Raw genomic sequence first — 25,910 nt, forward strand, 5'->3', positions numbered from 1 at the left:
GTGACAGTTATTTTACCACTTGTCTCAATTTTCAATTAAACAAGATTCCCATCTTGTTCATTAAGAAACAAGCATTCATATTCTGGGCTATCCCTTCTCTTAGTTGATAAGAGAAGGATAGCTCCTCGTCTTTTATATCCGCTTCGAAGCGGTAATTCTTTATTTGTTCCGGGAACTCTTCCTCCAAAGTACCCAACACTAAATCGTGGGTGGCGATGATGCCGCAAGCCTTATAAGCGACCAGCTGTTTCATAAGGGCAAGAGAGCCTTTCTGCTTGTCGATAGAATTTGTTCCCTTCAAGATCTCGTCCAAGATGATAAATAGCTTCTCCCCGTTTTGCAGCCTGTCGATAATCATTTTCAGCCGTTTCAACTCCGCGAAGAAATAAGACTCGTTGCTAGCCAAGGAATCCGAGGTACGCAAGCTGGTAACCATGTGGGCGGGATAAACCGTCAAGGAGGCGGCACAGACCGGAGCGCCTACGCAAGCCAATAAGTAATTGACACCGATCGTCCGGAGGTATGTACTTTTTCCGGCCATATTCGCTCCAGTGATAATCAGGAACCAAGGACTTTTGCGGATATCGATATCGTTCTTTACGCAGACATCCCGGTTCAAAAGAGGATGTCCCAAAGCCTTGCCTTCCATTTGGAAATAAGTGTCGGCAATCTCCGGATAGATGTATTCCGGATGGTTGAAAGCGAAACCACCCAACGAGTTCAGCGCGTCGAAACGAGCCAGCGCGTCGAACCAAAGCGGAAGTTTATCGGAGTAAGTCTGAATCCAGCGTTCCAAAAGGATGGCATGGCGTGTATCCCGCAAGTAGAAGAGATTGAAAATGATACCCGCCAAACTGAATCGTTGGTCTAATCCTCCGATATACGACGACAAGCGTTTGATAGCATGCGAGGCCAATTCCTTCTCATTCGCTAATTGTCCGCTGATCTCTTTCAGCTCTTTCGACTGGAAATTATCTTCTTCCACACATTGCATCAGCTTTGAGTACCGATTGAAAATAGACTCCATCTTATTGACGGTCGCGTAAAGCGCATTGATTTCCTTGGCTCGTCCGTAAGCGATCACTAACGTGATTAAGAAATAAATATTCAATAAACTCCCGCTGATCCAATCCAGCGAGTAAGCGATACCCAATACGATCCACAACACTGGGACCGCCCAGATCAATAGTTTCCACGGTAGGCTATCAACGAATTTATGCTTACGCTGAGTGAGTCGGTCCATAAAGTTGATATCGTTGTCTCTCGTATCTTGCGTGTCCTGCCGGATGATTCCCGTCACATAGAAATGCTGCCGTAAGGCGGATAAAGCCGCTAATTCCTTGACAGCCTCTTGCCGTTTGACGATCTCCTTCTTATCTGTCAAGGGATTCGAGAGCCAACCGGCCAGTCGTTCCCGCCCGAACCCGGTTACGGTACGATTGAGCGATTGAAACAAGGAGCGGTCTCCAAACACATCCAGATCCAAGCAGAAAGAGTGCTCGCCCGAGATCTTATCGGCCGCCCCATCGAACGCGCTGAAATCATAGTCCAGTCCTTTTAGCTCATCCTCGTTTAGTTTAATCAAGGTCTCGGCGTATACTTTTCGTGCGTACATTTTATTATGGTACCACATCAGGAGCGCAAACGGGATGATATAAGCGAAGGTGATCCCCGTCAGCCATTGCCAACTCTCATCCCTGAATATCCATAAGGAGAGGATCGCTCCCACCACTAAAGCCAACCGGATACTCCCCATCAAATGGATCTTCTTTTTCAAATTACCCAAGCGCCGTGTATAAGCGTCGATATTTTCTTTGTAATAACTATAGATTTCTTCCATAGCCGCGAATATAGGAAAAATGAACTAACCTCTTGAATTTTGGTTTATATATTATATTCATAGGTGAAATGACCATTATTCATGTAATTTGGGCGATAAAGCCAACTGCCGTTTCCCCTATATTCGCAGACATATTTATAATTTAAGATCATTTATGAAAAAAACGATTATATCCTTTCTCTTCCTTCTTGTTTGCGGTATGGCACATTCGCAAGTTTTAGCGAAAGGGCCGGAAGAGAGTTATAATGCGGATAGTATTCGTGCGATTTTGGATAAGTCACCTTATTTTACCTTATTCAAGGACAATTATTTTATTGGCGGTATCCCTATCGGCAACAAGCCTACGGCGAGAAACTCCGACGTTAAATTCCAGTTGAGCATCGCCCAACGTCTTACGAAAAGTAAACTCCCCTTCGATACCTATCTTTTCTTGCAATACACGCAAAAGGCTTTTTGGAATGTCTTTCAAGAGTCCTTGCCGATGCGCGACTTGAATTTTAATCCGGGTATCGGTTTGGGGCACCTTATCGTGCATAAGAATAAATATATCGGGAAAGGCTATTTGATGGTCGAGCACGAGTCGAACGGTAAAGATAGCATCTTCTCCCGAAGTTGGAACAAGATCACCCTAGCGGCGGCTGTCCTGTTGAATAAGAACTGGGAAGTTCAATTCAAGGGCTGGATACCGATCGTGGACGGTAAGGAAAATAAAGACATCCTTAAATATAATGGTATATTCCAAGTAGCCGCCAATTACCGGACAGACAACAGGCGCTTTAACTGCGGGGTTATCTTGACCAAACGAAAGACTTGGTTCAGCTTTAACACTCAGATCGAGTTGAGCTATAAGTTTAATAATAACGAGAACCAATATTTCTTCCTGCAATATTATAATGGTTACGGTGAGAACCTTTTGGAATACAATCAATACAAAAGCATGCTGCGGATCGGTTTCGTGATCAAGCCGCAAGATTTCAGTATTTACTAAAAAATATCCTTCTTGATAGATCTCATTGATCGGGCGATAGATGTAATATATGATACATTTCGTTTCTTTAGGAAACAATACATTTACAGACTTTGTTTTCTAATATATTGAACGTTTCCCGGATAATTAAAGAGATACGCCATGAAGGAAAAAATTGAAAAATTAAAAGCTCTCAACCACAAAGCTGAGTTAGGGGGCGGAGAAGACCGCATTGCGAAGCAACATGCGGCAGGTAAACTAACCGCTAGAGAAAGAATCGAACTACTATTGGAAAAAGGTAGTTTCGTGGAAATCGACAAGTTCGTGACACATACGTGCCATGAGTTCGGTTTAGAAAAACAGCGTCCATTAGGGGATGGCGTGGTCACCGGTTACGGAATGATCGGGCAACGCACGGTATTTGTTTTCGCTCAGGACTTCACGGTATTCGGTGGAGCCTTGTCCGAGACGTATGCCCGTAAGATCTGTAAGATCATGGACATGGCAACGGAACTAGGCGCTCCGGTGATCGGGTTGAACGATTCGGGAGGCGCACGTATTCAAGAAGGAGTTCGTTCCTTGGCGGGATACGCCGAGATATTCCTCCGGAACTCGTTGGCTTCGGGCGTGATCCCGCAGATTAGCGCCATTATGGGCCCGTGTGCGGGTGGAGCGGTTTACTCGCCGGCGTTGACGGACTTTATCTTTATGGTAAAACAAACGAGCTATATGTTTATCACCGGCCCGGAGGTCGTGAAAAGCGTGACGCAAGAAGAGGTTACGATGGAGAATCTGGGAGGCTCGGAAGTGCATAGCACCCGTTCCGGAGTGGCTCATTGCACGGCGGATAACGATATGGATTGTATCTTGAAGATACGTGAGTTGATGTCGTTCTTGCCGAATAATAATATGGAAGAGCCGCCATTCGTTCCTACTACCGATAGCCCGAACCGCATCGATCCGCAATTGGATCTGCTGGTTCCTACTAATCCCAACCAGCCGTACGACATGAAAGAACTGATCCTTTCCGTGGCTGATGATCAAAACTTCTTCGAGATACAAGAGGAATATGCCAAGAACATCATTATCGGTTATATCCGTTTGAATGGAAAGACGATCGGTGTCGTGGCGAATCAACCTGCCGCGTTGGCCGGTACGCTGGATATCAACGCATCCGTAAAGGCCGCCCGTTTCGTCCGTTTCTGCGACGCGTTTAATATACCGCTGTTGACGCTGGTGGATGTACCGGGTTTCTTGCCGGGCGTGAACCAAGAGTACGAGGGGATTATCCGTCATGGCGCTAAGTTATTGTACGCGTATTGCGAGGCTACCGTGCCGAAAGTGACCGTCATTACCCGAAAGGCTTATGGCGGCGCTTACGACGTGATGAGCTCCAAGCATATCCGGGGCGATATCAACTTCGCTTATCCAACCGCCGAAATCGCTGTCATGGGACCGGATGGTGCCGTGAATATCTTGTTCCGTAAGGATTTGAAGACCGCGGAAGATCCCGAAGGCAAACGGAAGGAATTGCAAGCCGATTACCGGGAGAAGTTCGCTAACCCGTACCGGGCCGCTGAGTTAGGCTATGTAGACGAGATCATCGAGCCGTCTATCACACGCAGCCGCTTGATCCGTAGTTTTGAGTTGCTGGCCAACAAACGGCAATCCAATCCTCCGAAGAAGCATTCCAATATTCCTCTTTAAAAACGAATCCTTATGATAAAGAAAGTATTAGTAGCCAATCGTGGCGAGATAGCGATGCGGATATTCCGCACCTGCCGGGTGATGAACATCCCGACCGTAGCGATCTATACGCATGTGGATCGCGGAGCATTACATGTACGTTATGCGGAGGAAGCCTACTGCATCTCGGAAGATGAAGCGGATACCTCTTACTTGAAGCCGGACTTGATCCTTGAGATCGCCAAGAAGACAGGAGCCGCCATTCATCCGGGTTACGGCTTTTTGTCGGAGAACGCCGACTTCGCCCGCCGTTGCGAGGAGGAGGGCGTGATCTTTATCGGCCCGAGCGCCGACGTGATCGCGAAGATGGGTATAAAGACCGAGGCCCGTAAGATCATGAAAGAAGCCGGTGTGCCGGTTGTTCCCGGAACGGAAAAACCGGTGACGGACATAGAGGATGCCAAGAAGGTAGCCGCCGAGGTGGGTTATCCGATTATGCTAAAGGCGCTTGCCGGAGGCGGTGGAAAGGGTATGCGTTTGGTACATAGCGAGGATGAGATGGAAGCGGCTTTCCGTATGTCTCGTTCCGAGGCGGCCAACTCGTTCGGAAACGATGCCATCTATATCGAGAAGTATATCGAGAACCCCCATCATATCGAGGTGCAGGTACTCGGGGATAAATATGGGAACGTGATCCATCTGTATGAGCGTGAGTGCTCTATCCAGCGCCGTAACCAGAAGGTGATCGAGGAAGCGCCCTCTCCATTCGTGAAGGAGGCCGCTCGCCAGAAGATGTTGGCCGTAGCGGTGGAGGCTTGCAAGAAAATCGGTTACTACAGTGCCGGGACGTTGGAGTTCATGATGGATAAGGACCAGAACTTCTATTTCCTCGAGATGAATACCCGCCTTCAAGTGGAGCATCTGGTGACGGAGGAGACAACGGGCGTGGACTTGGTTCGCGATATGATCTTGGTGGCCGCAGGAAATCGTCTGCCTTATAAGCAGGAAGATGTGGCTTGCCGGGGGCATGCCTTGGAATGCCGTATCTATGCGGAGGACCCGGAAAATAACTTTATGCCCTCTCCGGGCGTGATCAAGGTGCGTGAGGCTCCCGAGGGACGTAACGTGCGTCTGGATAGCGCCGCTTACGCCGGTTTCGAGGTGTCCTTGCATTACGATCCGATGATCGCCAAGCTTTGCACATGGGGCCGGACCCGTGAGTCCGCCATCTCGAATATGATACGTGCCTTGCGGGAATACAAGATCTTGGGAATCAAGACAACGATTCCCTTCCACCTGCGTGTGTTGCATAACGCGACCTTCTTGAAGGGGAATTACGATACGACCTTTATCGACACCAAGTTCGATAAGGAAGACTTGAAACGTCGCCAGAACAGCGATCCGACCGTAGCCGTGATCGCCGCCGCCTTGAAGCATTACGAGGAGGAGAAAGAGGCGGCCGCCCGTGCGACGACCGTTCCGCTGGTAGGGGAGTCCCTGTGGAAACACTACGGGAAGTTACAAATGTTGGCCAATAACTTTTAATGAGAGGAGGAATGATTATGTCAAAGGCTTTAGCGACTTATTTTGCCACGGTTAACGATATTCCCGACACAGAGTTCAAGGTAGAGATTCTGGAAGACGGGCCTATCAAGAAAGTATCCGTAAACGGTACCGTTTATGATGTAGATTACAATCTGGGCGGAGATACGATCCACTCGATCATCATGAACCATAAATCTCATGGCGTACAAATATCCAGTGTTGGAGATTCCACCTATGAGGTAAAGAATAAAGGTGATTATTTCCAAGTACAGGTGATTGACGAGTTGAAGAAATTACGCCTGTCGAGAACCAGTTCCAAGACGGTCGGCCGTCAGGTCATACAGGCCCAGATGCCGGGCGTGATCCAGAAGGTATATGTCAAGGTAGGCGATGAGGTCAAGGCGGGAGACCCGCTTTGCGTATTGGTTGCCATGAAGATGGAGAACGAGATTCGTACGCCGATCGATGGGGTGGTGAAAGAGGTGTATGTCAATGAGACGGACAAGGTCTCCGTGGGTGATAAGATGTTGGTTGTAGAGTGAGTTGTCTCGGGGTTATAGTTTTCCCTCGAGAGAATAGGAAAGGAATCGGAGCAGTCCGGTTCCTTTCGCATGTTTGGTAAAATTATCTTAAAAAACATTCTGTTTTTCTATCGTGTTACAGAGTTATTATTTCTACATTTGTAGCGTTTAAACCTAAATCATGAAGTTATGTTGACAGCAATGGTCATTGTGTTCCTTGTCGGTTATTTGATGATCGCATTGGAACATCCTCTAAAGATAAACAAGGCGGGAACGGCTTTGCTTATCGGTACGGTCTTATGGGTTATGTACACGTACGCAGCCCCGTTTTTCATCCCGAGGGCCTCGGCAGAGGAATTCAGCTTGTTCTTGGAATCGTTCCCCTCTTTGGGTTCTTTAACGTTTAAGGAACAATGTACCCGGTTCGTCGTGGAGCATCAGGTTCTGGATAGTATCGGAGAGATCGCCGAGACGCTTATATTCCTGATCGGGGCGATGATAACCGTGGAGCTGATCGATGCCCATGGCGGTTTCATGTTTATCACGAATCATATTACCACGAAGAAAAAGAAGAAACTGCTGGTGTTGATTGCCGTGATCACGTTCTTTATGTCGGCCGTGTTGGACAACCTTACGACCTCGATCGTCATGATCATGTTGATCCGTAAGTTGCTCGGGAATTATAAAGAGCGGTGGGTGTTCGGCAGTATCATTATTATAGCGGCGAATAGCGGTGGCGCTTGGTCACCGATCGGCGACGTGACTACGATCATGCTTTGGGTAAGGGGAAATATCTCCACCTCATCCACGATCCCCCATTTGATCCTGCCGAGTATCGTATCGGCGTTGATCCCGGTCTTGATCGCCATGCGTTTCTTGCATGGCAACGTGACGCCCCCTAATGCGTTCTCGCAAATGGAGGCGGACAATGAGTTGCTGAAGAAATTGAAGGATAAGGAGAAGTTATCGATCTTGATCATCGGTGTGTTGTGTTTATTGTTCGTGCCTGTATTCAAGACGGTTACTCATCTTCCCCCGTTTATGGGTATCTTGATGGGAGTGGGTATTCTTTGGTTTTATACGGAGATGCTATACGCTCGTAAACCGATCGACGAGGACTTGAAATTGCGTTTGTCCAAGGTGGTTCACCGTATAGACGGGGCGACCTTGTTATTCTTCCTCGGAATCCTTTTGGCGGTGGATGCCTTGCGTTGCAGCGGCGTATTGTCGGATTTCGCTTTCTGGCTGGACGATACGGTAGGCAATGTGTATGCGGTGAACCTGATTATCGGCGCCTTATCGTCTATCGTGGATAATGTTCCGTTGGTAGCGGGGGCTATCGGTATGTACCCGGTGGCTACGGACGCTATGGTGGCTGCGGCGACTGATCCGGCTTATCTGGCGAACTTCGTGCAAGACGGCGTGTTCTGGCAGTTCTTGGCTTATTGCGCAGGAGTAGGTGGAAGTATGTTGATCATCGGTTCCGCCGCCGGAGTCGTCGTGATGGGCTTGGAACGGATCAATTTTATTTGGTACTTGAAGAATATCTCTCTGTTGGCCTTGGCGGGATATTTGTCCGGCGCGGTGGTATATATTCTCCAGAACTTAATATTCTAAATAAGTATATGATATTAATTGCGGATAGCGGATCTACGAAGACGGAGTGGTGCCTGGCGGATCAAGGCAGACCGGTCCGTACGGTCGTGACAGCGGGTACCAATCCTTATTTCCAGACACGGGAGGAGATTGCCGGAGAAATCCGGGGTGCCTTATTGCCTGCGTTGAGGGGTGAGCGGATCGATGCCATTTACTTCTATGGCGCCGGTTGCGCCTTCCCGGAGAAGAACCGGATCGTGGAAGAGGCGATTACGCCTTATATCCCGGCTCCCATAGAGGTGTATAGTGACTTGATGGCGGCTGCTCGTGCCTTATGCGGGAGCCGTCCGGGAATCGCCTGTATATTGGGGACGGGATCGAATTCTTGTCTGTATGACGGGACGGAGATAACGGAGCATATCTCTCCCTTGGGATTCATTCTGGGGGATGAGGGTAGTGGCGCCGTGCTCGGGAAGTTATTGGTAGGGGATTGCTTGAAGCGTCAGTTGCCGGCGCCTTTGGTTCAGAAGTTTATGGATCAATATGAGTTGACGCCCGCCTTATTGTTGGAGCGGGTATATAAACAACCTTTCCCGAATCGTTTCTTGGCTACCTTATCCCGTTTCTTGTTGGAGAATATCACCGAGCAACCGATTTATAATTTGGTCTATACGAGTTTCCGTAGCTTTTTCCTCCGTAACGTGGCGTTATATCCGGGAGCTGATACGTACCCGATTCATTTCGTAGGCTCTATCGCCTATTATTATCAGGAGGTATTGAAAGCTGCGGCCTTATCCTTAGACTTGAAGGTCGGTACGGTCGTACAGGCTCCCATGAACGGATTGATCCGGTATCATTTTACGAACGAAGAAAAAAATGAATGAGTTATGGCATTTCAAAAGATAACCGAGTCGGAATCGTTGTACGATAATCTGGATCAGATGTCTGTCCGGGAGTTGCTGGAAGGCATCAATAACGAGGACCGGAAAGTGGCGATCGCCGTTGGCCGGGAGATCCCGAAGATCGAGAAGCTGGTAACCCGTATCGTAGAGCGGATGCGGAGAGGCGGCAGGCTCTTCTATATCGGGGCGGGTACGAGTGGTCGCTTGGGTGTCTTGGACGCCTCCGAGATCCCTCCCACGTACGGTATGCCGAATACCTTGGTGATCGGTTTGATCGCCGGCGGTGACCGGGCGCTCCGGAATCCAGTGGAGTCGGCGGAAGACGATCTGGATAAGGCTTGGGAGGAACTTCAACAATATCATATCAATACGAACGATACCTTGGTGGGGATAGCCGCCTCGGGTACGACTCCCTACGTGATTGGCGCCCTGCGTAAGGCACGCTCCGAGGGAATCCTGACGGCCTCTATCTCCTGCAACCCGGACTCCCCGATGGCGGCGGAGGCGGAGATCGCCATCGAGCCGGTAGTAGGTCCGGAGTTCGTCACCGGAAGTACGCGGATGAAGAGCGGTACGGCCCAGAAGATGGTGCTGAATATGATCACGACCTCCACGATGATCAAGCTTGGCCGGGTGAAGGGGAACCGGATGGTGAACATGCAACTGACCAACCAAAAATTGGTGGATCGTGGCACCCGTATGATCATGGAAGAGCTTCGTCTGGATTACGAGCAGAGCAAGAATCTCCTGCTCCTACATGGCTCCGTTCGGGAGGCGATCGATTCTTATCACCGTGAATGGCGGCTGAATCAATAAATAATTCCTATCTTTCGGGGTAAAACCTAAAAGATCGTTGATTATGATGTGGGATTTCATACTAAGACTTTTCGTGGCAGGTATTCTGGGCGCCGTTGTCGGGCTAGACCGTGAGTACCGTGCGAAGGAGGCGGGTTACCGGACTCACTTCCTTGTTTCGTTGGGTAGCGCGTTGATCATGGTTGTCTCCCAATATGGCTTCCAAGATGTCATCCTAGAGAATAGCGTAAGTCTCGATCCGAGCCGTGTGGCCGCCCAAGTGGTGAGTGGCATCGGTTTCATCGGGGCGGGTACGATCATCATCCAGAAACAATTCGTGCGGGGATTGACTACCGCCGCCGGTATCTGGGCGACCGCCGGTATCGGTCTGGCCGTCGGCTCAGGCATGTACGGGCTCGGTATCGCCGCCACTTTGTTGACGCTCGCCGGGCTGGAGCTGTTGAGCGTTATTTTTAAAAGCATTGGGATGCGAAGTTCCTTGGTGGTATTCTCTACCTCCGACAAGGAGGCGATCAACCGGATCGCCCGTGTTATCTACGAGAAAGGTTTCCTGCTGGTAAGCTATGACATGAAAAGACTGGGGCATCAGGAGAAGGACGAGTACGTCGTCAGCATCGTGTTGAAGGCCCGTAAAAACACGGAGGAAAGTCCACTGTTGCTATTGATGGAGCAATTTCCGGAGGTTACGGTGGAGAGAATTGAATAGTTATTCTGCATTGGCGGTAAGTTTTCGTATATTCGCGGCTCGAAACTATTTAATAATCGTACGATGAATTTTATTTCTAAGCTATTCAAGAAGAACGTATCTGAGGCGGAAGAGGCCGGCAAAGGTTCCGTGGAGGAGTTCGTATCTTTAATCCGTGTATATTATCAAGCCGTTATGGCTGTGAACTTGGGTATCACCAACTTGAACATGCTCGCCGATATGGCTTTGTTCAAACGCATGTTGAAGATACCGACCCAGAATAACAAATTGGGTGTCGCCGAGAAATCCCGTGTGCGCAAGGTGTTGATGGAGGATTACGGCCTAAGCGAGGCTTTCTTCAAGGAGATCGACAGCTCGGTGAAGAAGAACTGCAAGAACCAGAACGATATCAAGACGTATTTCTTCATGTTCCAAGGTTTCTGCAATGACTTGTTCAACTTGCTTGGTAATCTGATGCAGTGGAAGTTCCGCTTCTCCATGCTGGTGAAGAAGTTGCTGTATAATATGACGACGAAGACGGTTCACGATATCTTGACCAAGTCCGAGTGGAAGGATATCAGCGTGCAGAAGGCCGCGTGGAGCGTGCGTAAGTATGCCGAGAAACTAGGCTACTCCGAGCAATGGATCACGGACTTCGTGTATAACGTCGTGCTTCTGGCGAAAGAGGACCAGAAGAAGGAACTCAAAAAGAACAAGGAAGCATGACCACCGAGCTGCATCCGCTAGGTTTCTTCCTCCCGGAGAATACGAGATTGCTGATGCTGGGAAGTTTCCCGCCTCCAAAAGCTCGTTGGAGCATGGATTTTTATTACCCGAATATCCAGAATGATATGTGGCGCATCCTTGGCTTGATTTTCTATGGGAACAAGGATGCGTTCCTGCGAGACAAGAAGGCGTTCAGCGAGGAGAAGGCGAAGGCTTTCTGCCGGGAGAAGGGGATCGGGATCGGTGATACCGCCATGGAGGTGATCCGCTTGAAAGCGAACGCCTCCGATAAGTTCCTTGAGGTGGTACGGCCGATCGATCTGGAGAAGGTCTTGTCCCAGATACCGGAATGCGTGGCGATCGTGGTAACCGGGCAGAAAGCGATGGATACCCTCCTCTCCGTATTGCCCGGCACGGAGGAGCCGAAAGTGGGCTTCTCGTCGGAATTTTCTTGTATGGGAAGGACGATGAGGCTGTTCCGTATGCCTTCATCCTCTAGAGCTTATCCGAGGCCGTTGGAGGAGAAGGCCGCCGTTTACCGGGGGATGTTCGAGACGTTGGGGATGGTGTGATGAACCACTATTTACTTATTCAAAATGCCTTGCCCTTGCAGGGGACTGAATTATAGAAAAAACGTAATGCACAAATACTTTTTTGTATAACCTTTGTAGATTCAGATAAAAGTATTACCTTCGCAAGCAATATGACCTCCCACGCTTCCCGTAGAACAGCGCACCCGGGGAGGTCTTCGAGTTTTTATATGGTAACTTCTGATAAAATTGACCGATAAAATTGATTATACAAAGAAGCCGTTGACTATCGCCGAGCAAATTGCACGGCTAAAACAACGGGGACTTATTTTCGATGATGAAAGCGAGGCAACCTCTTATCTTTTCAACATTAGCTACTATCGGCTTCGTGCTTACACTTATCCGTTCCAAGAGAACGGTGAAGATTGCGACCATAACTTTACCCGTAAAGATATTCACTTTGAGGACATCATTGCCCTTTATTGCTTCGATCGCAGACTGCGCTCACTCATTTTCAATGCAATTGAAAAGATTGAAGTGGCAGTACGCACAAAGGTTGTACAAGTTTATGCCGAAAGCACAGGCAATAGCCATTGGTACGATGATGAAAGTTTGTATCGCTTCGGCTATGACGACTTGATGGAACATATCGAAGCGGACGTAAACCGTAGCAACGAGGATTTTATCAAGCATTACAACTCCAAATACAATGACCCGCCGATGCCACCAAGTTGGATGGCGCTCGAAGTGGTGTCGTTTACCACATTGAGTCGTTTGTTCCAATCCTTAAAGTTAGACAACCGCAAAGAGGATATCACCGAACAATTCGGCTTGAAGAAAGTGGCTATCTTGGAGAATTGGCTACACGCCATATCCAATCTTCGCAACTGTTGCGCTCACCACAGCCGCGTTTGGAATCGCCGCTTTATGGTCAGCGTGACCTTACCATACAACACTCTTTATCTGTTTATGGATAGAACCACAATCGGACAAATTCGCACAAACAAGTTGTTTGCCGTGCTTTCCTGTATCGCCTATATCCTTGACATCATTAGTCCCGGTAGCGACTTCAAAAAGCATATCAAAGAATTGCTTAAGTCTGATTGTCATCTGCTCGAACTTAAAGATATGGGATTCCCGAAGTATTGGCAATCCCTCCCGGTTTGGCGAGAAAAATAGCAAACTTTGCGTCTTAAAGCGCACCCCGATAGTTTACTTCTTTACTTTTGGTAGCCCTTGACTCGTCAAGCTATCTGGTTTGTTTTTATATACCCCTCACCAAGTTTTTCTTGTGCTATAAACTTTTCTCTTTTGTAATACAGATCTTGTACCTATGTGTGGGGACTGTATTAGAGAAGATATACTCTCTCATGGGGACATGTCTGGGGACTAATTCAGTACCACCTTAAAAGCTTCTTCTTTTCCGTTTGAGGCATATAGCTTCAAGACAGGTATAACACTACGAGGTCCTGCGTTTAGGATGATTGAGTAAGTATCTCCTTGGGATAAATCGATTTGAGTGGTATAGGTGCCACTTGTTTCGGAGGAACTTTCAGATGCGGATTAGACGCTGTTTGTGGATGCGAATGAGAATTTTCGGATGCGTCTGTTTCGCATGCCCTCTTTCTCCCGTCCAAACATACAGGAAACGATATGCTCCTCATGGGTGCGATACCGGCCAATCTCTATTTGCGAGCCCTCACTGAAACCGGTTGGAAGAATGCGGCCTGCCATGCACAAATATTCTCTTTAGTCAGCGGCCGGTCATAATGGCTTACATATTTTAAGTACTTGATGCGACATTAGAACAGGAGAAACGTCGCAATATTCACGACGTTATTCAGCTTAAAACGTCTGATTATGGAGTTTAATGCACGAACTTATTTCCATTGAGGATGCAAGATACAGTTGTAGCATCTTATCGCCGTAAGATGTATGATCTTACTGTTGTAGGATGTATCATCTTTCACGGATACTTGACATCTCCTTGTCTTGCGTCTTTTAGCAAAGTGACAGTTTGTAAATTTAAGTCATGGAGAATCGATTCTTTCGGGTAAAGGTAAGGTATGCTCCCGAAAACGAAAGAAAAAAACGACAATCGATTGGTTGATAGGCTAATGTTGAATAACGGCCTTTTATTCTAGCGGAATTTATTCATCGTATTTCATGTTTTGGGGGCAGGAAGGGAAGAAAAACGGTGCTACAATAGGGTTATAACAGGGTAAGAATGCCCATTCGCGACTACTCATAACCCTATTCTTGACTACTTACGATGCCCAACGGCAGTATCGGCGTTGCCTAATACGACTAGTTATGCAGGCTTCCGGCACCTATTGTGTGTGGAAAACGCTGTATTTTAACAAAAAGGGGTGCTTATTGCTACTGCTTTCTCGCTATTTCGCTAGGTTTGGAAAATAGGTGTGTCAAGGTAAATGCTCTATGGTAATCAAAAAGATGGCCGGAGAGCGGTTTGGTTGACGGAAGGATATTTGCAGGGCGAGTACCGTGTAAGATAAAAAGAGAGGAGACGGAACGATAAACGCTCCGCCCCTCTTATATAACAAGAATGAATGAATTATTGGGATAATCTCATCATAAAATATTGCTAGTGAGATACATCTTCTTCATTTATCCGATCAGAGATACTCAATGTCACGGAGAACATTGAGTATCGTGATATTCATTTTTAGATCAATTATTTACGTAAAATCCAATATGCCCAGTTGCGCCGCTAAAAGTTATGACAGATCCTACTTGAACTGTAGATCCATTACAAGAGACTCTATATCCCTTATCTATGGAAACAACTTTATACTTTCCATGTTCAACAAAGTAAACCCATGGACCTCCACTATAAAAACCACTGGTGATAGTATATTCCATGAAATTTTGATCTTCAATAACCATTGATATATGGGCGTCCTGATTTTGAGCTGTAACGTACATTTTTGAATACCCTTCTCTTTCTGCGGCATAGGAAGGTGATGGACCATTTACGTCAGCATTGATATTAATAACAGTTGTTGTTAATAGTGCAAATAGAATGAATAATACTTTCTTCATGATATATTTTCTTTATTTTCTTGTTTTAAAATTCCAGAACCAAGCCTCTCCCCAATCACCTGCGCCGGGTTTCGGAGCCGCTAGTTTAAGATGCTCACCATCCGCTTCCAAGATGTGATATTCATATTGAGGAGCGAAGGTATCATCAGTGTCTCCCATTTTCACCAGTCCTAATAAAGGAATGGTTCCGGTGAACGTTAATGTACCTTGATCCCAACCTTCTTTGGCTACAGCGGATAAGTCCCATGCGATTGTTCCGGATTGACCGCGGCTGGTTTCTACTTTCTTGCCAGCCAAGGTAAAAGTCATCCAACCTTCTAACCCATCTTTGGCATATCCTTTCTCAGTACATTGTTGGTCGATGTCTGTGGCTTGAACTTGCCACCATTCCGGACCTGTGCTTTCCATATAAGCACCATTTCCCCAAAGGCCGTTGCTGGCATCTGTATCCCAAACCCAAGTTACAGAATTATACTCCGGTCCGAATAATCCTTCATAAATAGAAGGCACATCCACATACTCGGAGATCGTCACATCGTTAGAGAAAGAGGTGATGGAGCCGTCTTGGTTCATAACCCGGACGGTCAAGCTCGTGAGGGGAGGAGTGCCGATGATGGAACCCTCGGTTCCGGTGGCTAGGATGGCCCCGTCTTGATCCAATACCTGTACCGTCAGTGTGGGATTGGTGGAGAAGGTGAACTTGTTTTGTCCGACCGTCGTTTGCGTAAGCGCTACACGGGCTTGCAGATCCGCCTCGGTTAAGTTGGCGGACATGCCCGGATCACTTTCTGTGATTGGGTCGCAGGAAACCATCATTCCTGCGATCAATGCCATTACTATATAATATATATTCTTTATCATGATTGTATATTCTGAATTAAAAGGTTATTAATTAGCCCAGCCATTGTACTCGGCGTCCGCTCCCCAACCTTCGTTCTGCTGGAGTTCACTGGAGAGTGAGATCTGGCTCTCAGGTATCTTCATGAAACCGGCGGAGGTGTTGTAGCGGGAGGCGTAACCACCATTTTGCGCCTTGTTCGTGGCTGGATTACCTGCGATGTAGATAGGCGTACCTATCTGTTTCTGCAAGGCAGCGGCGGCAATGTGCCAGCGGCGGATGTCGTTCCAACGGGTACCCTCCAAAGCTAATTCCCAACGGCGCTCGTTTTGCAGAGCTTGGAGCGAGTAGCCGATAGCCGGAAGGCCGGCACGCTCCCGCACCTTATTCATACCGGTGGCATCTCCCTTGAGCTCGGATTGCATCAAGAGAACGTCAGCGAAGCGGATCAATACCAAGTCGTGGATGTTGTCCAAAGCTTGGTTATTCGCACCTTGCGTCCAGCCATCGATTCCGTACATCTCGTTCTCGAAGGTCTTGAAGTAGCCACTCTCGTCATTGGATGTCTTGCATGCGACAGGAGACCATTTCATGGCATAGTAGTCCGTTTCCTGTACGAAGTCCGCCCAACCGCCTTTGTTATAAGCGGGTAATTTGTCCGTACGATATACGGAAGCGTCGCGACGCATGTCCTTTGGTTCTGCGCTTGCCCAATCGTTCACGAAATTCGGTGCTACAGGCCCGGCTCCCCAGCCTTGTCCGAAGGGGAAGGTATTTGCTACGTCTTGATCTCCGCGAAGACCGAAATGAAGCGCGTAACCATTGGCGAAAGCGATGGTAGTATTCCAACTGGCCAGCTTATTGAACTTGATGGCGAACATAGATTCCGGGTTGACGGCGTTATCATCCTCTACCCATTTCAATCCTTTTCCGGCGGTGTATTCGAAATCGTTCACCGTGCAACGGTTCGTGTAAGCCCAAAGGCTACGGAAGTCGGATGCTAAGGAATATCCGGAATTGTTCACGCAATCATCGATATAAGAGATCACTTGATCCTTCGTTAGGGTAGAGCCGTCGGCCAAGGTGACGGAGGTCAGCGGGTTGTAAGTGGCGCTGGTCAAGGCGGCTATATCTTCGCCATTCCCGTACATGCCGGTGTAGAACAACCAAGCACGGCCTAACATGGCCTCGGCGGTGTACTTGTCGACGTGTCCTGCCTCAAGGGATGACGTACCTCCACGCCATGCGGGCATGATGTCGGCGGCTGTCTTAAGGTCTAGCAAGATCTGTCCCCAGATCTCGGCGGGGCTTGCCTGTGGCACGTCGCTTGTCTGGGATGTAGTGATTAGGGGTACACGATTGTACATCGAGGCTAGCTCGTAGTAGAAATAGGCACGTATGAAGAGAGCCTCGCCCATCAATTGGTTACGTGCTTCCGTGGAAGGAAAGTCCGGACAGTTATCCAAGGTCTCTATGGCGCTGTTGGCACGGAATACGCCGGCATAACGGTCTTTCCAGAACTGGCGGGTCATGTCGGACTGATAGTTGCAGAGCAGGTCCATGGCCTGCATCAGCTTGTCGTTCGAGCCGCCCCCGCCTAGCGCGTCATCGCTGGCTAGTTGGGCGTAATAAAGGAACGATCTCTCGGGGTTGGCGCAAACGGATGCCATGCTGGCGTAAACGCCTGCTATCATCTGCTGGGCATCGTCGTACGACTCCGGGAATGTAGCGGTTGTCTTCTCTGTGTAATTGGTCGTGTCGAGCATGTCCTCACAACTGGAGAAGGCTACGGCAGCGCCCATACATATTGCATATATTAACTTTTTCATGTTGCTTTTCTCTTAAAATTTAATGTTAACACCTACCATATAAGTTCTGGGTGAAGGATAAGAACCTAAGTCGATACCTCTTGCCCAAGGATTGTCCTCGCGATAACTATCGTTCGTACCGATTTCGGGGTCCATACCCTTGTATCCCGTGAAGGTGAAGAGGTTCTGGGCGCTTACGTACAGACGTAATTGCGGCAGTGGGCAGTTCTTCCATAGGTTCTTGAAGTCGTAGCCCAAAGTAACGTTCTGGATGCGGAAATAGCTGGCGTCTTCCACGAAGATATCGGATATCTGTTGGAAGTTGACACCTGTGTTACCCGGAACCAGACGAGGATAACGATTGGAGGTTCCCTCACCGTGCCAGTACTCAAATACCTCGGAGGTGTAATTCTCCACGTTGCCGTCGGTAAACTTACGATAAGAGCGCATATTTTGTTGTCCGAAGGCCCCATAGGTGGTTACCGCTAAATCGAATCCTTTGTAACCAACGTTGAAGCTTAGACCCATCGTGATATCCGGGTGCGGGTTGCCGACTTCGGTCTTGTCGTCCTCGTTGATCACGCCGTCGCCATTCACGTCTACGAATTTCAAGTCGCCCGGTTGGATGGAGCTACCTTGCAGGGAGTTGGCTGCGTTGCCTTTACAGTTCTTATCCAGATAAGCCTGCACGTCGGCGGCGTTTTGCATGACACCTTCCGTTTTATAGGCCCAGAAATAACCGATCGGGTGTCCTACTTCCATACGGGATACAGGACGTGTGTTCTCGGCCAGTACCTTGTCCGGACCTAGGATGTAACCGTCTTTGTTGTTGATCTGCGTAACCTCGTTCTTGTTATGGGCAAGGTTTAGGTTCACGCCATACGTCCAGTCGCCCTTTTGGTCGTTCCAGCCTAAGCCGATCTCGACACCTTTATTTTCCACGGTACCGCCGTTGATATAGGGAGCGTTCGTTCCGTAAGAGTCTAGGATCGGGGCAACGATCAACAGGTCCTTGGTTTTCTTGTTGTACCAATCGAAGTTCAAACTCAATCGGCCGCTTAGGAAACGGGCATCTAGACCAAGGTCTAGCTGCTCGGAAGTCTCCCATGTCACGTCCTCGTTCGGCATGATGCTGGCATAACCGCCTTGCGTGGCCGTACCCTTGTTGTTGCCGAAGGAATATTGTCCGAGGTGGTCGAACGCTACGGTCGAGAAATATTGGAAGTTATCGATATTACAGTTACCGTTCTGACCCCAGCTGGCACGGATCTTCAAGAAGTCCATCCAGTCGTGCGTGTTTTCCATGAAATCTTCATTGCTCACGACCCAACCAGCCGATACGGAAGGGAACGTACCCCAGCGTTTACCACGGGCGAAGTTCGAGGAACCATCCGTACGTAAGATCACGCTAGCCATGTATTTCTCGTTGAAGTTATAGTTGATACGTCCGAAGAATGACGCTAAGGCGTTATCCCCTGTCGGATATCCTTTGGCTGAGGTCGGTTGCGAAGCCATGCTATTGCTGATATAAGCCCGGTCCCAGTCGGAGAACAGAAGGTCGTTCGCCGTTGCCTCCAGATACTCGCCCATACCGAAACCGCTCTTCTTGAAGGATTGACCGACTAATACATCGAAGTTGTGTTTCTCGATGTTGAAGGTGTAGCTAAGCGTATTCTCGATCTGCCAGTCCCAACCAGTCGTCATGTTCTGGGTAACCTCATTGGTTAGTTTTTGATCGGTAGAGGTTAGTTTATAAGCCGGACTGTAGCCACGGTAAGAACTGGAGTTCTGTTTGTAGCTGACCTGTCCTTTATAGACGAGTCCCTTGATTGGTTGTACCTTCAAGTAGCCAACCATAGTTAATCCGTAGTTTTTGCTCTTGTTGTTTCCACGGGAGGAGTTGACCATTGCGGCGATCGGGTTACTCGTATAAGAGTTGTAGTTGAACCAACCGGCCTTGTTCAAGTCGTCATACATATAGTAATCCCCGTTCTCGTTATAGATAGGAACCAGCGGGTTGGCACGTAACATCCAAGAGATGTCGTTACCGTATTGATTACCCTCGGAGATACCGGAAGATTCATTATGATTATAGTACAGGTTCTCGCCGAATGTGATGATATCCAAGTCACCCTCTTTCCACAAAATATGTTCAGAGTTCATGCGAACCGTGAAACGTTGGTAGTCGGAAGCGACCGGCTTGCCTAGCGTACCTTCCTGTTTCGTGTAGGATACACCCGTGGAGAATTTGGAGCGTTCCGTACCACCGGCCAAGTTTAGGGAGTGGCTGGTAGTGATGGCGTTCTTGTTGCGGATTGCGTCAAGCCAGTTGGTACCCTCATCCTCGCCGCTCATGTAACGGTTGTACTGTTCTTGTGACATGTAATTCGTCCACGTGTAAGGTTGGTTACCCGTGTTGAAGTTCAGTTGGTCCATGACTGCCATGTATTCCTTTGCATTCAGCAAGTCCGGCATCTTATATACGTTCTGGAAACCTACATAGCCGTCGTAACTAACCTGTAATTTTCCCTGTTTACCCTGCTTTGTCGTGATCAATACAACACCGTTGGCCGCACGTGAACCGTAGATCGCGGCGGAAGCGGCATCTTTCAATACGTCTAAGCTCTCGATATCGGCGGGACTTAAGGAATTGATGTCGCCTTCGACGCCATCAATAATGTATAGCGGAGTCGTGCTGCCGTTCGTTCCGGCACCACGAATGTTGATATCGAAACTCTTACCCGGCTGGCCGGAGTTCGCTACGATATTGACGCCCGGGCTTTGGCTCTGCAAGGCACCTAGCGGGTTTGTCGTGTTTAATTTTTGGATATTCTCTCCCTTTACTTGAAGGGTAGCACCTGTCACCAACTTTTTCTTTTGTACACCATAACCTACTACCACTACCTCGTCCAAACTCTGTGAGTCCTCTTTCAAGGTGATCTGTAAGTCGGATGTTTGGGCGGTTACGGGAATCTCTTGGGTCATATAACCGATGTAGGAGATCTCTATGATAGAGCCGGGGACGGCCTCTAAGCTGAACTTACCATCCAAATCGGTTATCACTCCGTTTGTCGTTCCCTTTACGATAACATTGGCACCGATGACTTCCATTCCTGTTGCGTCTTTCACGGTACCAGTGATTCTTTTTGTTTGTTGCATGACTTCCATCGAAGTACTAGGGGCGGCTAACATTTGTGGTATGCCACCTAGCTGGAAGGCCATACATGCGCCTAAAAACAGCGTCGTTTTCTTAATTGTTGAATTCATTATTTTTTACATTAAATCATATAAGGCTAAACTAAAATTCATTTACTCAATAGGGTCATTAGCGGTTAACTGCTAAAAACATTAGATTCTCGGTCCTTCCTCATAGGCAATTGTTTTTTGTTGTTAATATGTATTGTTAATTTCTGTCGCAAAATTACGTCGGATCCCAAGTGCGTTCAAATACTATTTTATCCAAGAATAATACTTTTTTGCCGGAGTGTATTTTTAACACATCGATGGGGTAGCCGTAGGCATGAAAGCCTTTGTGACTGGTCGCAAAGATAGATGTGTGAAGGAAAAGAGAAGGGGGGATTTTGTATAGAAATAGGGGGGGATATGTATTTATCCCTGTTAAAAAGGTCTCTTATACAATGATTTTTGTCTTTTTGTAGTTATCCCGGAACTCTTTGGGAGAGCAGTTTTTCTTTTTCTTAAAGATACGGTTGAAGTTCGAGAGGTTATTGAAGCCGCAGTCATAACAAATCTCCGCGATGGATCGTTGCGTGTCCACCAGCATGCGGGCGGCGTAACCGATACGGATATCGGTGATATAGTCGGAGAGGGTCTTCCCGGTCCTCAACTTGAAGAAACGGCTGAAAGCGGAAGGGGCCATACCTACGAGTTCAGCCAGTAGGTTCAGGCGGATATCCTGTTGGTATCGCTCGTTGATGTAATTTTGTACTTTTTGGATACGACGACTCTCGGAATGTATATCCGTTATTTTAGCGAACGAGGAACTAGCCAATACTTTGTAGTCCTCCTCGATGGAAAGCTCATACAAGATGGTCAAGAAGTTGATGACCGCATAAAAACTTTGCTCCTCGGAAACCAGTTTTTCCAGTAAATGGTAAACCTTCAAGATGGAAGACATCGGGAAACTGATGCCGCATTGAGCTTTCTCCAACATTTTCCGGATACTGTTGAATTGGTTTTTCTCCAATATATTATTCCCGAAGAGATTGGGAGAGAACTGGATCGTGATCTCATGGATCAGAGGCGATTTACATGCGTTCTGCTCCCAGACATGCTCCAGTTCTTTCCCGGTTATCAATACTAACTCGTATTCTCCGATCACTTCCGCGGAATCACCGACCACACGCCTTACCCTCGGAGCGTGCTCAATGAAATTGAGCTCGTACTCCAAGTGGCAATGGATCGGATAGGTAAATTCTGTCTTACGTCGGTCTACGATGTAGAAGCAATCCTTTTCCGATAGTGGGGTTATTTCGTGGATAATGTCCATGTTTAGCTGACTGTTGATAGTTGACAATTGACAGTTAATGAACCTCGGTCAGCTCTATGACCTTGCTACGGGCATGGGCCGTAGAGAATACGTTCAGACCTATTTTCATCAAGAAATCTCCGCTGAAGGTTCCTCCGTCGGTAGCCAAGGCGGATTTCTTGCCCGGCATGAGGTTTATCTCTTGTACCTTATATTTCTTATTCGGGTCCAATCCTTGTAGCTTTACGGGGAAAGTCTTTTCTCCGAAGCGAGGGTGGATATCATAAGCGAATAGGACGGATTTGCTTTTTGCCTTATCCACGTACATCACGGATGAATGGTTGGTCTCGTAGGGGGAAACAAGACGGTAAAGATCGCCGTCGAGGATCGTGCCCTTTAGACGTTTGTAGTTGGCAACCGCTTCTTGGCAGTATTTCATCTCGTCGTCGTTCATTTCCTTCAAGCTGATATCGAAGCCCATCTTACACATCATGGCCACGTCGGTACGGAACTTGACGGAGGTATTCTTGTTCCAGCTAGTCACGTGGGCACACATTGCCTTTGCCGGGAAAAACTGGGAGAATCCCCATTGGATATACAAACGCTCGATCGGATCGGTGTTGTCGCTGCACCAGAATTCCGTGAAGTATTTCAATGCCTCGTAATCACAGCGGGCTCCACCTCCGGAACAAAGCATGATTGGTAGGTGAGGGTATTTTTCGGCTACCCGTTTGAATACGTTATAGACTCCTCGTACATGATCAATATATAATTGATTCTGTTTCTCCTTGAGGTAAGGAGAATAGACATTGGTAATCGGGCTGTTGCAATCCCATTTGAAGAAAGCCAGATCCGGATTCTCGATCATGATATTATCCACTACGCTGAATACGTAATCCTGTACTTTCGGGTTACTTAAGTCCAAGACAAGTTGATTGCGGTAGTAATAAGTCTCACGATTCGGTAGATGGATCGCCCAATCCGGGTGTTTCTCGAAAAGTTCGCTCTTGGGGTTTACCATCTCCGGCTCGATCCAGATACCGAATTTCACACCGGCATCTTTAGCGGTCTGCACCAGATGAGGAATGCCGTTCGGCAACTTATCATGGGTAACCTCCCAATCTCCCAATCCGGCCTTATCGTTTTGACGAGGGTATTTATTAGCGAACCAACCATCATCCAGCAAAAACATATCTACACCTAGATGCTTGGCTTCTTTCATTAGTTCCTCCAATTTCTTCTCGTTGAAATTGAAACCGGTCGATTCCCAGTTGTTCAGTAGGGTAAGGCGATCGCCTTTACCATCCTTGATCTGGTAATTACGTGCCCAATCATGGATATCACGACTGGCTTTTCCGGTTCCTTGGTTACTCAACGTAAAGATAAACTCAGGGGTGACGAACCATTCGTTCGGCTTCAATTCATAGGCGGACGCATAGGGATTGATGCCGGAGATGACACGAAGGTTACCGGCGTTGTCCACCTCGAACGTAAAGCGGTAGTTTCCAGTCCAACCGATCGTTCCCATTAAAACATCTCCTGTATTCTCGCTGGCCGGGGCACCTAACCCAATCTCAAAAAACGGGTAAGCGTGCATGGCGGCACGGGAGCCTAGTTTCGTATCGATAATCTTTTTCCCGAATTTCAAGTCTTGGCTGCTCATCTGTACTTCCTTGGCCCAGTCACCGCTAAACTCGGTCAATACATAGCGAGGACTCTCGAAATAAAGCATATTGGAAGCGTATTGGGTAATCGTGACCGGTTTTTTCTCCATATGACGAATCTCGGTCCAAGCCTTGATGACGTTTTCTTTAGCGAAAGTTACATAATGCAATTTAGCCTCCACTGGGTATACGTCGTCTTTCAGGGAGATGATTGTCTCCGTAACGTTATTGTCTAGTTTCTTGGATTCGCTGGAAACATACTTGAATATACTGGTCATGTTCCCATCGTTGTGCTGGATGGCGAAAGCCGGTTCGAAATAATCCTCCGCTCCTGAACAAGGATACACTTCCCATCCACGGGTTGATACGCTGCCATCCGTTCCGGCTTGGATATTCCATGAGAGGTTCTCAAATTCGGATTCGTCCACTAATTTATTTCCCAGATAAGTTTGGTAGAGCCGTCCGTTGGGGGCTACTTGTAAAATCAAGTCCGTCTCGTTGGTCGAGATTAAGATCATCTTTTGATCGGCGGCTTTTACGAATGGCAAACAAAAACACAAAAGGATAACTGTAAGTAATAGATTTTTCATGGTAAATTATTTGAATGTGTAAATAGTAGAGACGTAGCGTGCCACGCCTCTACTAGAATACATATTGTAATTAATTCTGCTCTTTCAGGATCACGTCGTGAGCGCCACCCTCAACGATACTTGTAGAGGAGACAAGCGTGATCTTGGCATGCTGCTGCAACTCTTGGATAGAGATGGAACCGCAGCTACACATCGTAGCGATCATCTTACCCAATGTTACGTTTAAATTATCTTTCAATTTTCCGGCATACGGTACATAGCTGTCCACGCCTTCCTCGAATTTCAAGGACTCGTTTCCACCCATGTCATAGCGCTGCCAGTTCTTCGCACGGTTAGATCCCTCACCCCAATACTCCTTCACGAAGTTGTTTCCGATTTTCATCTTCTTCGTAGGAGACTCGTCGAAGCGGGCGAAATAACGGCCCATCATCAGGAAGTCGGCACCCATAGCCAACGCTAATACCATATGGTAATCGTGTACCAAGCCACCATCGCTACAGATAGGGATATAAACGCCGTGTCTCTTGAAATACTCGTCACGAGCTTTCGCTACGTCGATCAAGGCGGTAGCCTGTCCGCGACCGATACCTTTCTGCTCACGGGTGATACAGATGGAACCACCACCGATACCTACCTTGATGAAATCCGCTCCGGCGTCAGCCAAGTAGTTGAAACCATCTTGGTCAACCACGTTTCCGGCACCAACCAGTACCTTGTCTCCGTAGGTATCCTTGATCCAGTGCAAGGTCTCGTACTGCCATTCGGAATAGCCGTCGGAAGAGTCGATACACAATACGTCAACGCCAGCCTCTACCAATGCCGGAACACGTTCCTTATAGTCGCGGGTGTTGATACCGGCACCTACTAATAATTTCTTATCTCCGCCGGATAACTCTTTCGGATTCTCACGGTGGCTATCGTAGTCCTTGCGGAATACGAAGTATTGAAGCTTCTGATCCTTGTCGATGATTGGCAATGTATTCAACTTATGATCCCAGATAATCTGGTTCGCCTCTTTCAAGGTCATGCCTAGCTCGCCAACGATTAGTTTAGCGAACGGGGTCATGAAATCTTTCACTTTCATGTCGATCGGGTCTTTGCCTTCACGGTAATCGCGACTGGTTACCATACCTAGCAATTTGCCGTTAGGCGTACCGTCATCTGTCACACCAATCGTAGAATGTTCTGTCCGGTGGACTAGCTCAAGCACGTCGGCCAAGGTATTCTCGGGCGTAAGGTTAGAGTCGCTGATAACGAATCCGGCCTTGAATTTCTTTACTTTGCGAACCATATCCGCTTGGCTCTCGATCGGTTGCGAGCCGAAGATGAAGGAAAGTCCTCCGTTGCGAGCCAACTCGATTGCCAGTTTAGGACCGGAAACCGATTGCATGATCGCTGAAACGAAAGGAATATTTAATTCAATAGCGGATTTCTCGCCAGACTTGAATTTCACAAGCGGCGTTTTTAATGAAACGTTTGCGGGAATACATTCTTTGGTGGTTAAACCGGGAATAAGTAAATACTCACCAAATGTTCTCGATACATCGTTTAAGTAGATTGCCATAAGATTTTATATTTACAGGATGAGTTTTTTTAATTGTGCAAAAGTAGCGATTTCTGTTCATATATGAATCACATGTTTAC

The 25,910-nt window shown here is 47.8% G+C and carries 19 protein-coding genes and 1 pseudogene; 11 read left to right on the forward strand and 9 right to left on the reverse strand.

Translation table 11 applies throughout. From position 1 onward, the window contains the following. Positions 1-31: 31 nt before the first annotated feature. A complete protein-coding gene (locus tag ACYIA1_RS01220) occupies positions 32-1,840 on the reverse strand; it encodes a MutS family DNA mismatch repair protein (protein WP_480334126.1) in 1,809 nt (602 codons plus the stop codon). A gap of 154 nt (positions 1,841-1,994) precedes the next feature. On the opposite strand from ACYIA1_RS01220, the gene ACYIA1_RS01225 reads away from it, so the two are divergent. From ACYIA1_RS01225 to ACYIA1_RS01275, 11 genes are all read left to right on the forward strand, one after another. Beyond that, positions 1,995-2,828, forward strand: a complete 834-nt coding sequence (locus tag ACYIA1_RS01225; RefSeq protein ID WP_005855233.1) for a phospholipase A — start codon at positions 1,995-1,997, stop codon at positions 2,826-2,828. Between the two features lie 141 nt (positions 2,829-2,969). After that, positions 2,970-4,514: an acyl-CoA carboxylase subunit beta gene (locus ACYIA1_RS01230; RefSeq protein WP_005865611.1), complete on the forward strand. Its 1,545-nt coding sequence runs from the start codon at positions 2,970-2,972 to the stop codon at positions 4,512-4,514. Positions 4,515-4,526: 12 nt separating this feature from the next. Next, entirely contained in the window at positions 4,527-6,038 is a 1,512-nt protein-coding gene (accC, locus tag ACYIA1_RS01235; protein WP_008774450.1) for an acetyl-CoA carboxylase biotin carboxylase subunit, read from the forward strand. Positions 6,039-6,055: 17 nt separating this feature from the next. Further along, entirely contained in the window at positions 6,056-6,580 is a 525-nt protein-coding gene (locus ACYIA1_RS01240) for a biotin/lipoyl-containing protein (protein ID WP_029257277.1), read from the forward strand. A 168-nt stretch (positions 6,581-6,748) separates the two neighbouring features. After that, entirely contained in the window at positions 6,749-8,176 is a 1,428-nt protein-coding gene (gene nhaD / locus ACYIA1_RS01245) for a sodium:proton antiporter NhaD (protein WP_288653141.1), read from the forward strand. 8 nt (positions 8,177-8,184) lie between these two features. After that, entirely contained in the window at positions 8,185-9,039 is an 855-nt protein-coding gene (locus ACYIA1_RS01250; protein WP_005865617.1) for an ATPase, read from the forward strand. Between the two features lie 3 nt (positions 9,040-9,042). Next, a complete protein-coding gene (gene murQ, locus ACYIA1_RS01255; protein WP_005855245.1) occupies positions 9,043-9,873 on the forward strand; it encodes an N-acetylmuramic acid 6-phosphate etherase in 831 nt (276 codons plus the stop codon). Positions 9,874-9,916: 43 nt separating this feature from the next. After that, positions 9,917-10,579, forward strand: coding sequence for an MgtC/SapB family protein (locus ACYIA1_RS01260; protein ID WP_005855247.1), 663 nt, complete (start codon positions 9,917-9,919; stop codon positions 10,577-10,579). 63 nt (positions 10,580-10,642) lie between these two features. Then, a complete protein-coding gene (locus ACYIA1_RS01265) occupies positions 10,643-11,284 on the forward strand; it encodes a hypothetical protein (protein ID WP_005855249.1) in 642 nt (213 codons plus the stop codon). Continuing rightward, the gene (locus tag ACYIA1_RS01270; protein WP_009018630.1) at positions 11,281-11,856 is read left to right on the forward strand and encodes a uracil-DNA glycosylase family protein; all 576 of its coding nucleotides are present in this window, start codon (positions 11,281-11,283) and stop codon (positions 11,854-11,856) included. Before ACYIA1_RS01265 ends, ACYIA1_RS01270 begins: the two co-directional genes overlap by 4 nt. A gap of 207 nt (positions 11,857-12,063) precedes the next feature. Continuing rightward, on the forward strand, positions 12,064-12,993 hold the full coding sequence (locus ACYIA1_RS01275) for an Abi family protein (RefSeq protein WP_284705626.1): 930 nt from the start codon (positions 12,064-12,066) through the stop codon (positions 12,991-12,993). 444 nt (positions 12,994-13,437) lie between these two features. On the opposite strand, the pseudogene ACYIA1_RS01280 reads toward ACYIA1_RS01275, so the two are convergent. From ACYIA1_RS01280 to ACYIA1_RS01315, 8 genes and pseudogenes are all read right to left on the reverse strand, one after another. Continuing rightward, positions 13,438-13,601, reverse strand: a pseudogene (locus tag ACYIA1_RS01280) (Fic family protein); the annotation flags it as partial. Positions 13,602-14,505: 904 nt separating this feature from the next. Beyond that, entirely contained in the window at positions 14,506-14,877 is a 372-nt protein-coding gene (locus ACYIA1_RS01285) for a hypothetical protein (RefSeq protein ID WP_034532378.1), read from the reverse strand. 12 nt (positions 14,878-14,889) lie between these two features. Then, positions 14,890-15,738: a hypothetical protein gene (locus ACYIA1_RS01290; protein ID WP_250788336.1), complete on the reverse strand. Its 849-nt coding sequence runs from the start codon at positions 15,736-15,738 to the stop codon at positions 14,890-14,892. A 27-nt stretch (positions 15,739-15,765) separates the two neighbouring features. Further along, positions 15,766-17,544 carry a RagB/SusD family nutrient uptake outer membrane protein gene (locus tag ACYIA1_RS01295; RefSeq protein WP_250788338.1) on the reverse strand — a complete coding sequence of 593 codons (1,779 nt, stop codon included), beginning with the start codon at positions 17,542-17,544 and terminating at the stop codon, positions 15,766-15,768. Positions 17,545-17,556: 12 nt separating this feature from the next. Then, positions 17,557-20,790: a SusC/RagA family TonB-linked outer membrane protein gene (locus ACYIA1_RS01300; RefSeq protein WP_270616602.1), complete on the reverse strand. Its 3,234-nt coding sequence runs from the start codon at positions 20,788-20,790 to the stop codon at positions 17,557-17,559. A 364-nt stretch (positions 20,791-21,154) separates the two neighbouring features. Continuing rightward, positions 21,155-22,033: an AraC family transcriptional regulator gene (locus ACYIA1_RS01305; protein WP_250788341.1), complete on the reverse strand. Its 879-nt coding sequence runs from the start codon at positions 22,031-22,033 to the stop codon at positions 21,155-21,157. A gap of 34 nt (positions 22,034-22,067) precedes the next feature. Continuing rightward, positions 22,068-24,266, reverse strand: a complete 2,199-nt coding sequence (locus ACYIA1_RS01310; RefSeq protein ID WP_250788343.1) for an alpha-galactosidase — start codon at positions 24,264-24,266, stop codon at positions 22,068-22,070. Positions 24,267-24,336: 70 nt separating this feature from the next. Continuing rightward, positions 24,337-25,830: an IMP dehydrogenase gene (locus tag ACYIA1_RS01315; RefSeq protein ID WP_259010130.1), complete on the reverse strand. Its 1,494-nt coding sequence runs from the start codon at positions 25,828-25,830 to the stop codon at positions 24,337-24,339. Positions 25,831-25,910: the final 80 nt, after the last annotated feature.

This window comes from Parabacteroides sp. KHUB-02, from assembly GCF_056640955.1.

Excerpts from the sequence above, each read along its gene's own strand:
- ACYIA1_RS01260 (WP_005855247.1), top strand. The coding sequence starts at position 9,917 with ATGATGTGGGATTTCATACTAAGACTTTTCGTGGCAGGTATTCTGGGC.
- ACYIA1_RS01295 (WP_250788338.1), bottom strand. The coding sequence starts at position 17,544 with ATGAAAAAGTTAATATATGCAATATGTATGGGCGCTGCCGTAGCCTTC.
- ACYIA1_RS01315 (WP_259010130.1), bottom strand. The coding sequence starts at position 25,830 with ATGGCAATCTACTTAAACGATGTATCGAGAACATTTGGTGAGTATTTA.
- ACYIA1_RS01285 (WP_034532378.1), bottom strand. The coding sequence starts at position 14,877 with ATGAAGAAAGTATTATTCATTCTATTTGCACTATTAACAACAACTGTT.
- ACYIA1_RS01310 (WP_250788343.1), bottom strand. The coding sequence starts at position 24,266 with ATGAAAAATCTATTACTTACAGTTATCCTTTTGTGTTTTTGTTTGCCA.
- ACYIA1_RS01230 (WP_005865611.1), top strand. The coding sequence starts at position 2,970 with ATGAAGGAAAAAATTGAAAAATTAAAAGCTCTCAACCACAAAGCTGAG.
- nhaD (WP_288653141.1), top strand. The coding sequence starts at position 6,749 with ATGTTGACAGCAATGGTCATTGTGTTCCTTGTCGGTTATTTGATGATC.
- ACYIA1_RS01290 (WP_250788336.1), bottom strand. The coding sequence starts at position 15,738 with ATGATAAAGAATATATATTATATAGTAATGGCATTGATCGCAGGAATG.
- ACYIA1_RS01225 (WP_005855233.1), top strand. The coding sequence starts at position 1,995 with ATGAAAAAAACGATTATATCCTTTCTCTTCCTTCTTGTTTGCGGTATG.
- ACYIA1_RS01220 (WP_480334126.1), bottom strand. The coding sequence starts at position 1,840 with ATGGAAGAAATCTATAGTTATTACAAAGAAAATATCGACGCTTATACA.
- ACYIA1_RS01300 (WP_270616602.1), bottom strand. The coding sequence starts at position 20,790 with ATGAATTCAACAATTAAGAAAACGACGCTGTTTTTAGGCGCATGTATG.
- ACYIA1_RS01240 (WP_029257277.1), top strand. The coding sequence starts at position 6,056 with ATGTCAAAGGCTTTAGCGACTTATTTTGCCACGGTTAACGATATTCCC.
- ACYIA1_RS01270 (WP_009018630.1), top strand. The coding sequence starts at position 11,281 with ATGACCACCGAGCTGCATCCGCTAGGTTTCTTCCTCCCGGAGAATACG.
- ACYIA1_RS01265 (WP_005855249.1), top strand. The coding sequence starts at position 10,643 with ATGAATTTTATTTCTAAGCTATTCAAGAAGAACGTATCTGAGGCGGAA.
- murQ (WP_005855245.1), top strand. The coding sequence starts at position 9,043 with ATGGCATTTCAAAAGATAACCGAGTCGGAATCGTTGTACGATAATCTG.
- ACYIA1_RS01250 (WP_005865617.1), top strand. The coding sequence starts at position 8,185 with ATGATATTAATTGCGGATAGCGGATCTACGAAGACGGAGTGGTGCCTG.
- ACYIA1_RS01305 (WP_250788341.1), bottom strand. The coding sequence starts at position 22,033 with ATGGACATTATCCACGAAATAACCCCACTATCGGAAAAGGATTGCTTC.
- accC (WP_008774450.1), top strand. The coding sequence starts at position 4,527 with ATGATAAAGAAAGTATTAGTAGCCAATCGTGGCGAGATAGCGATGCGG.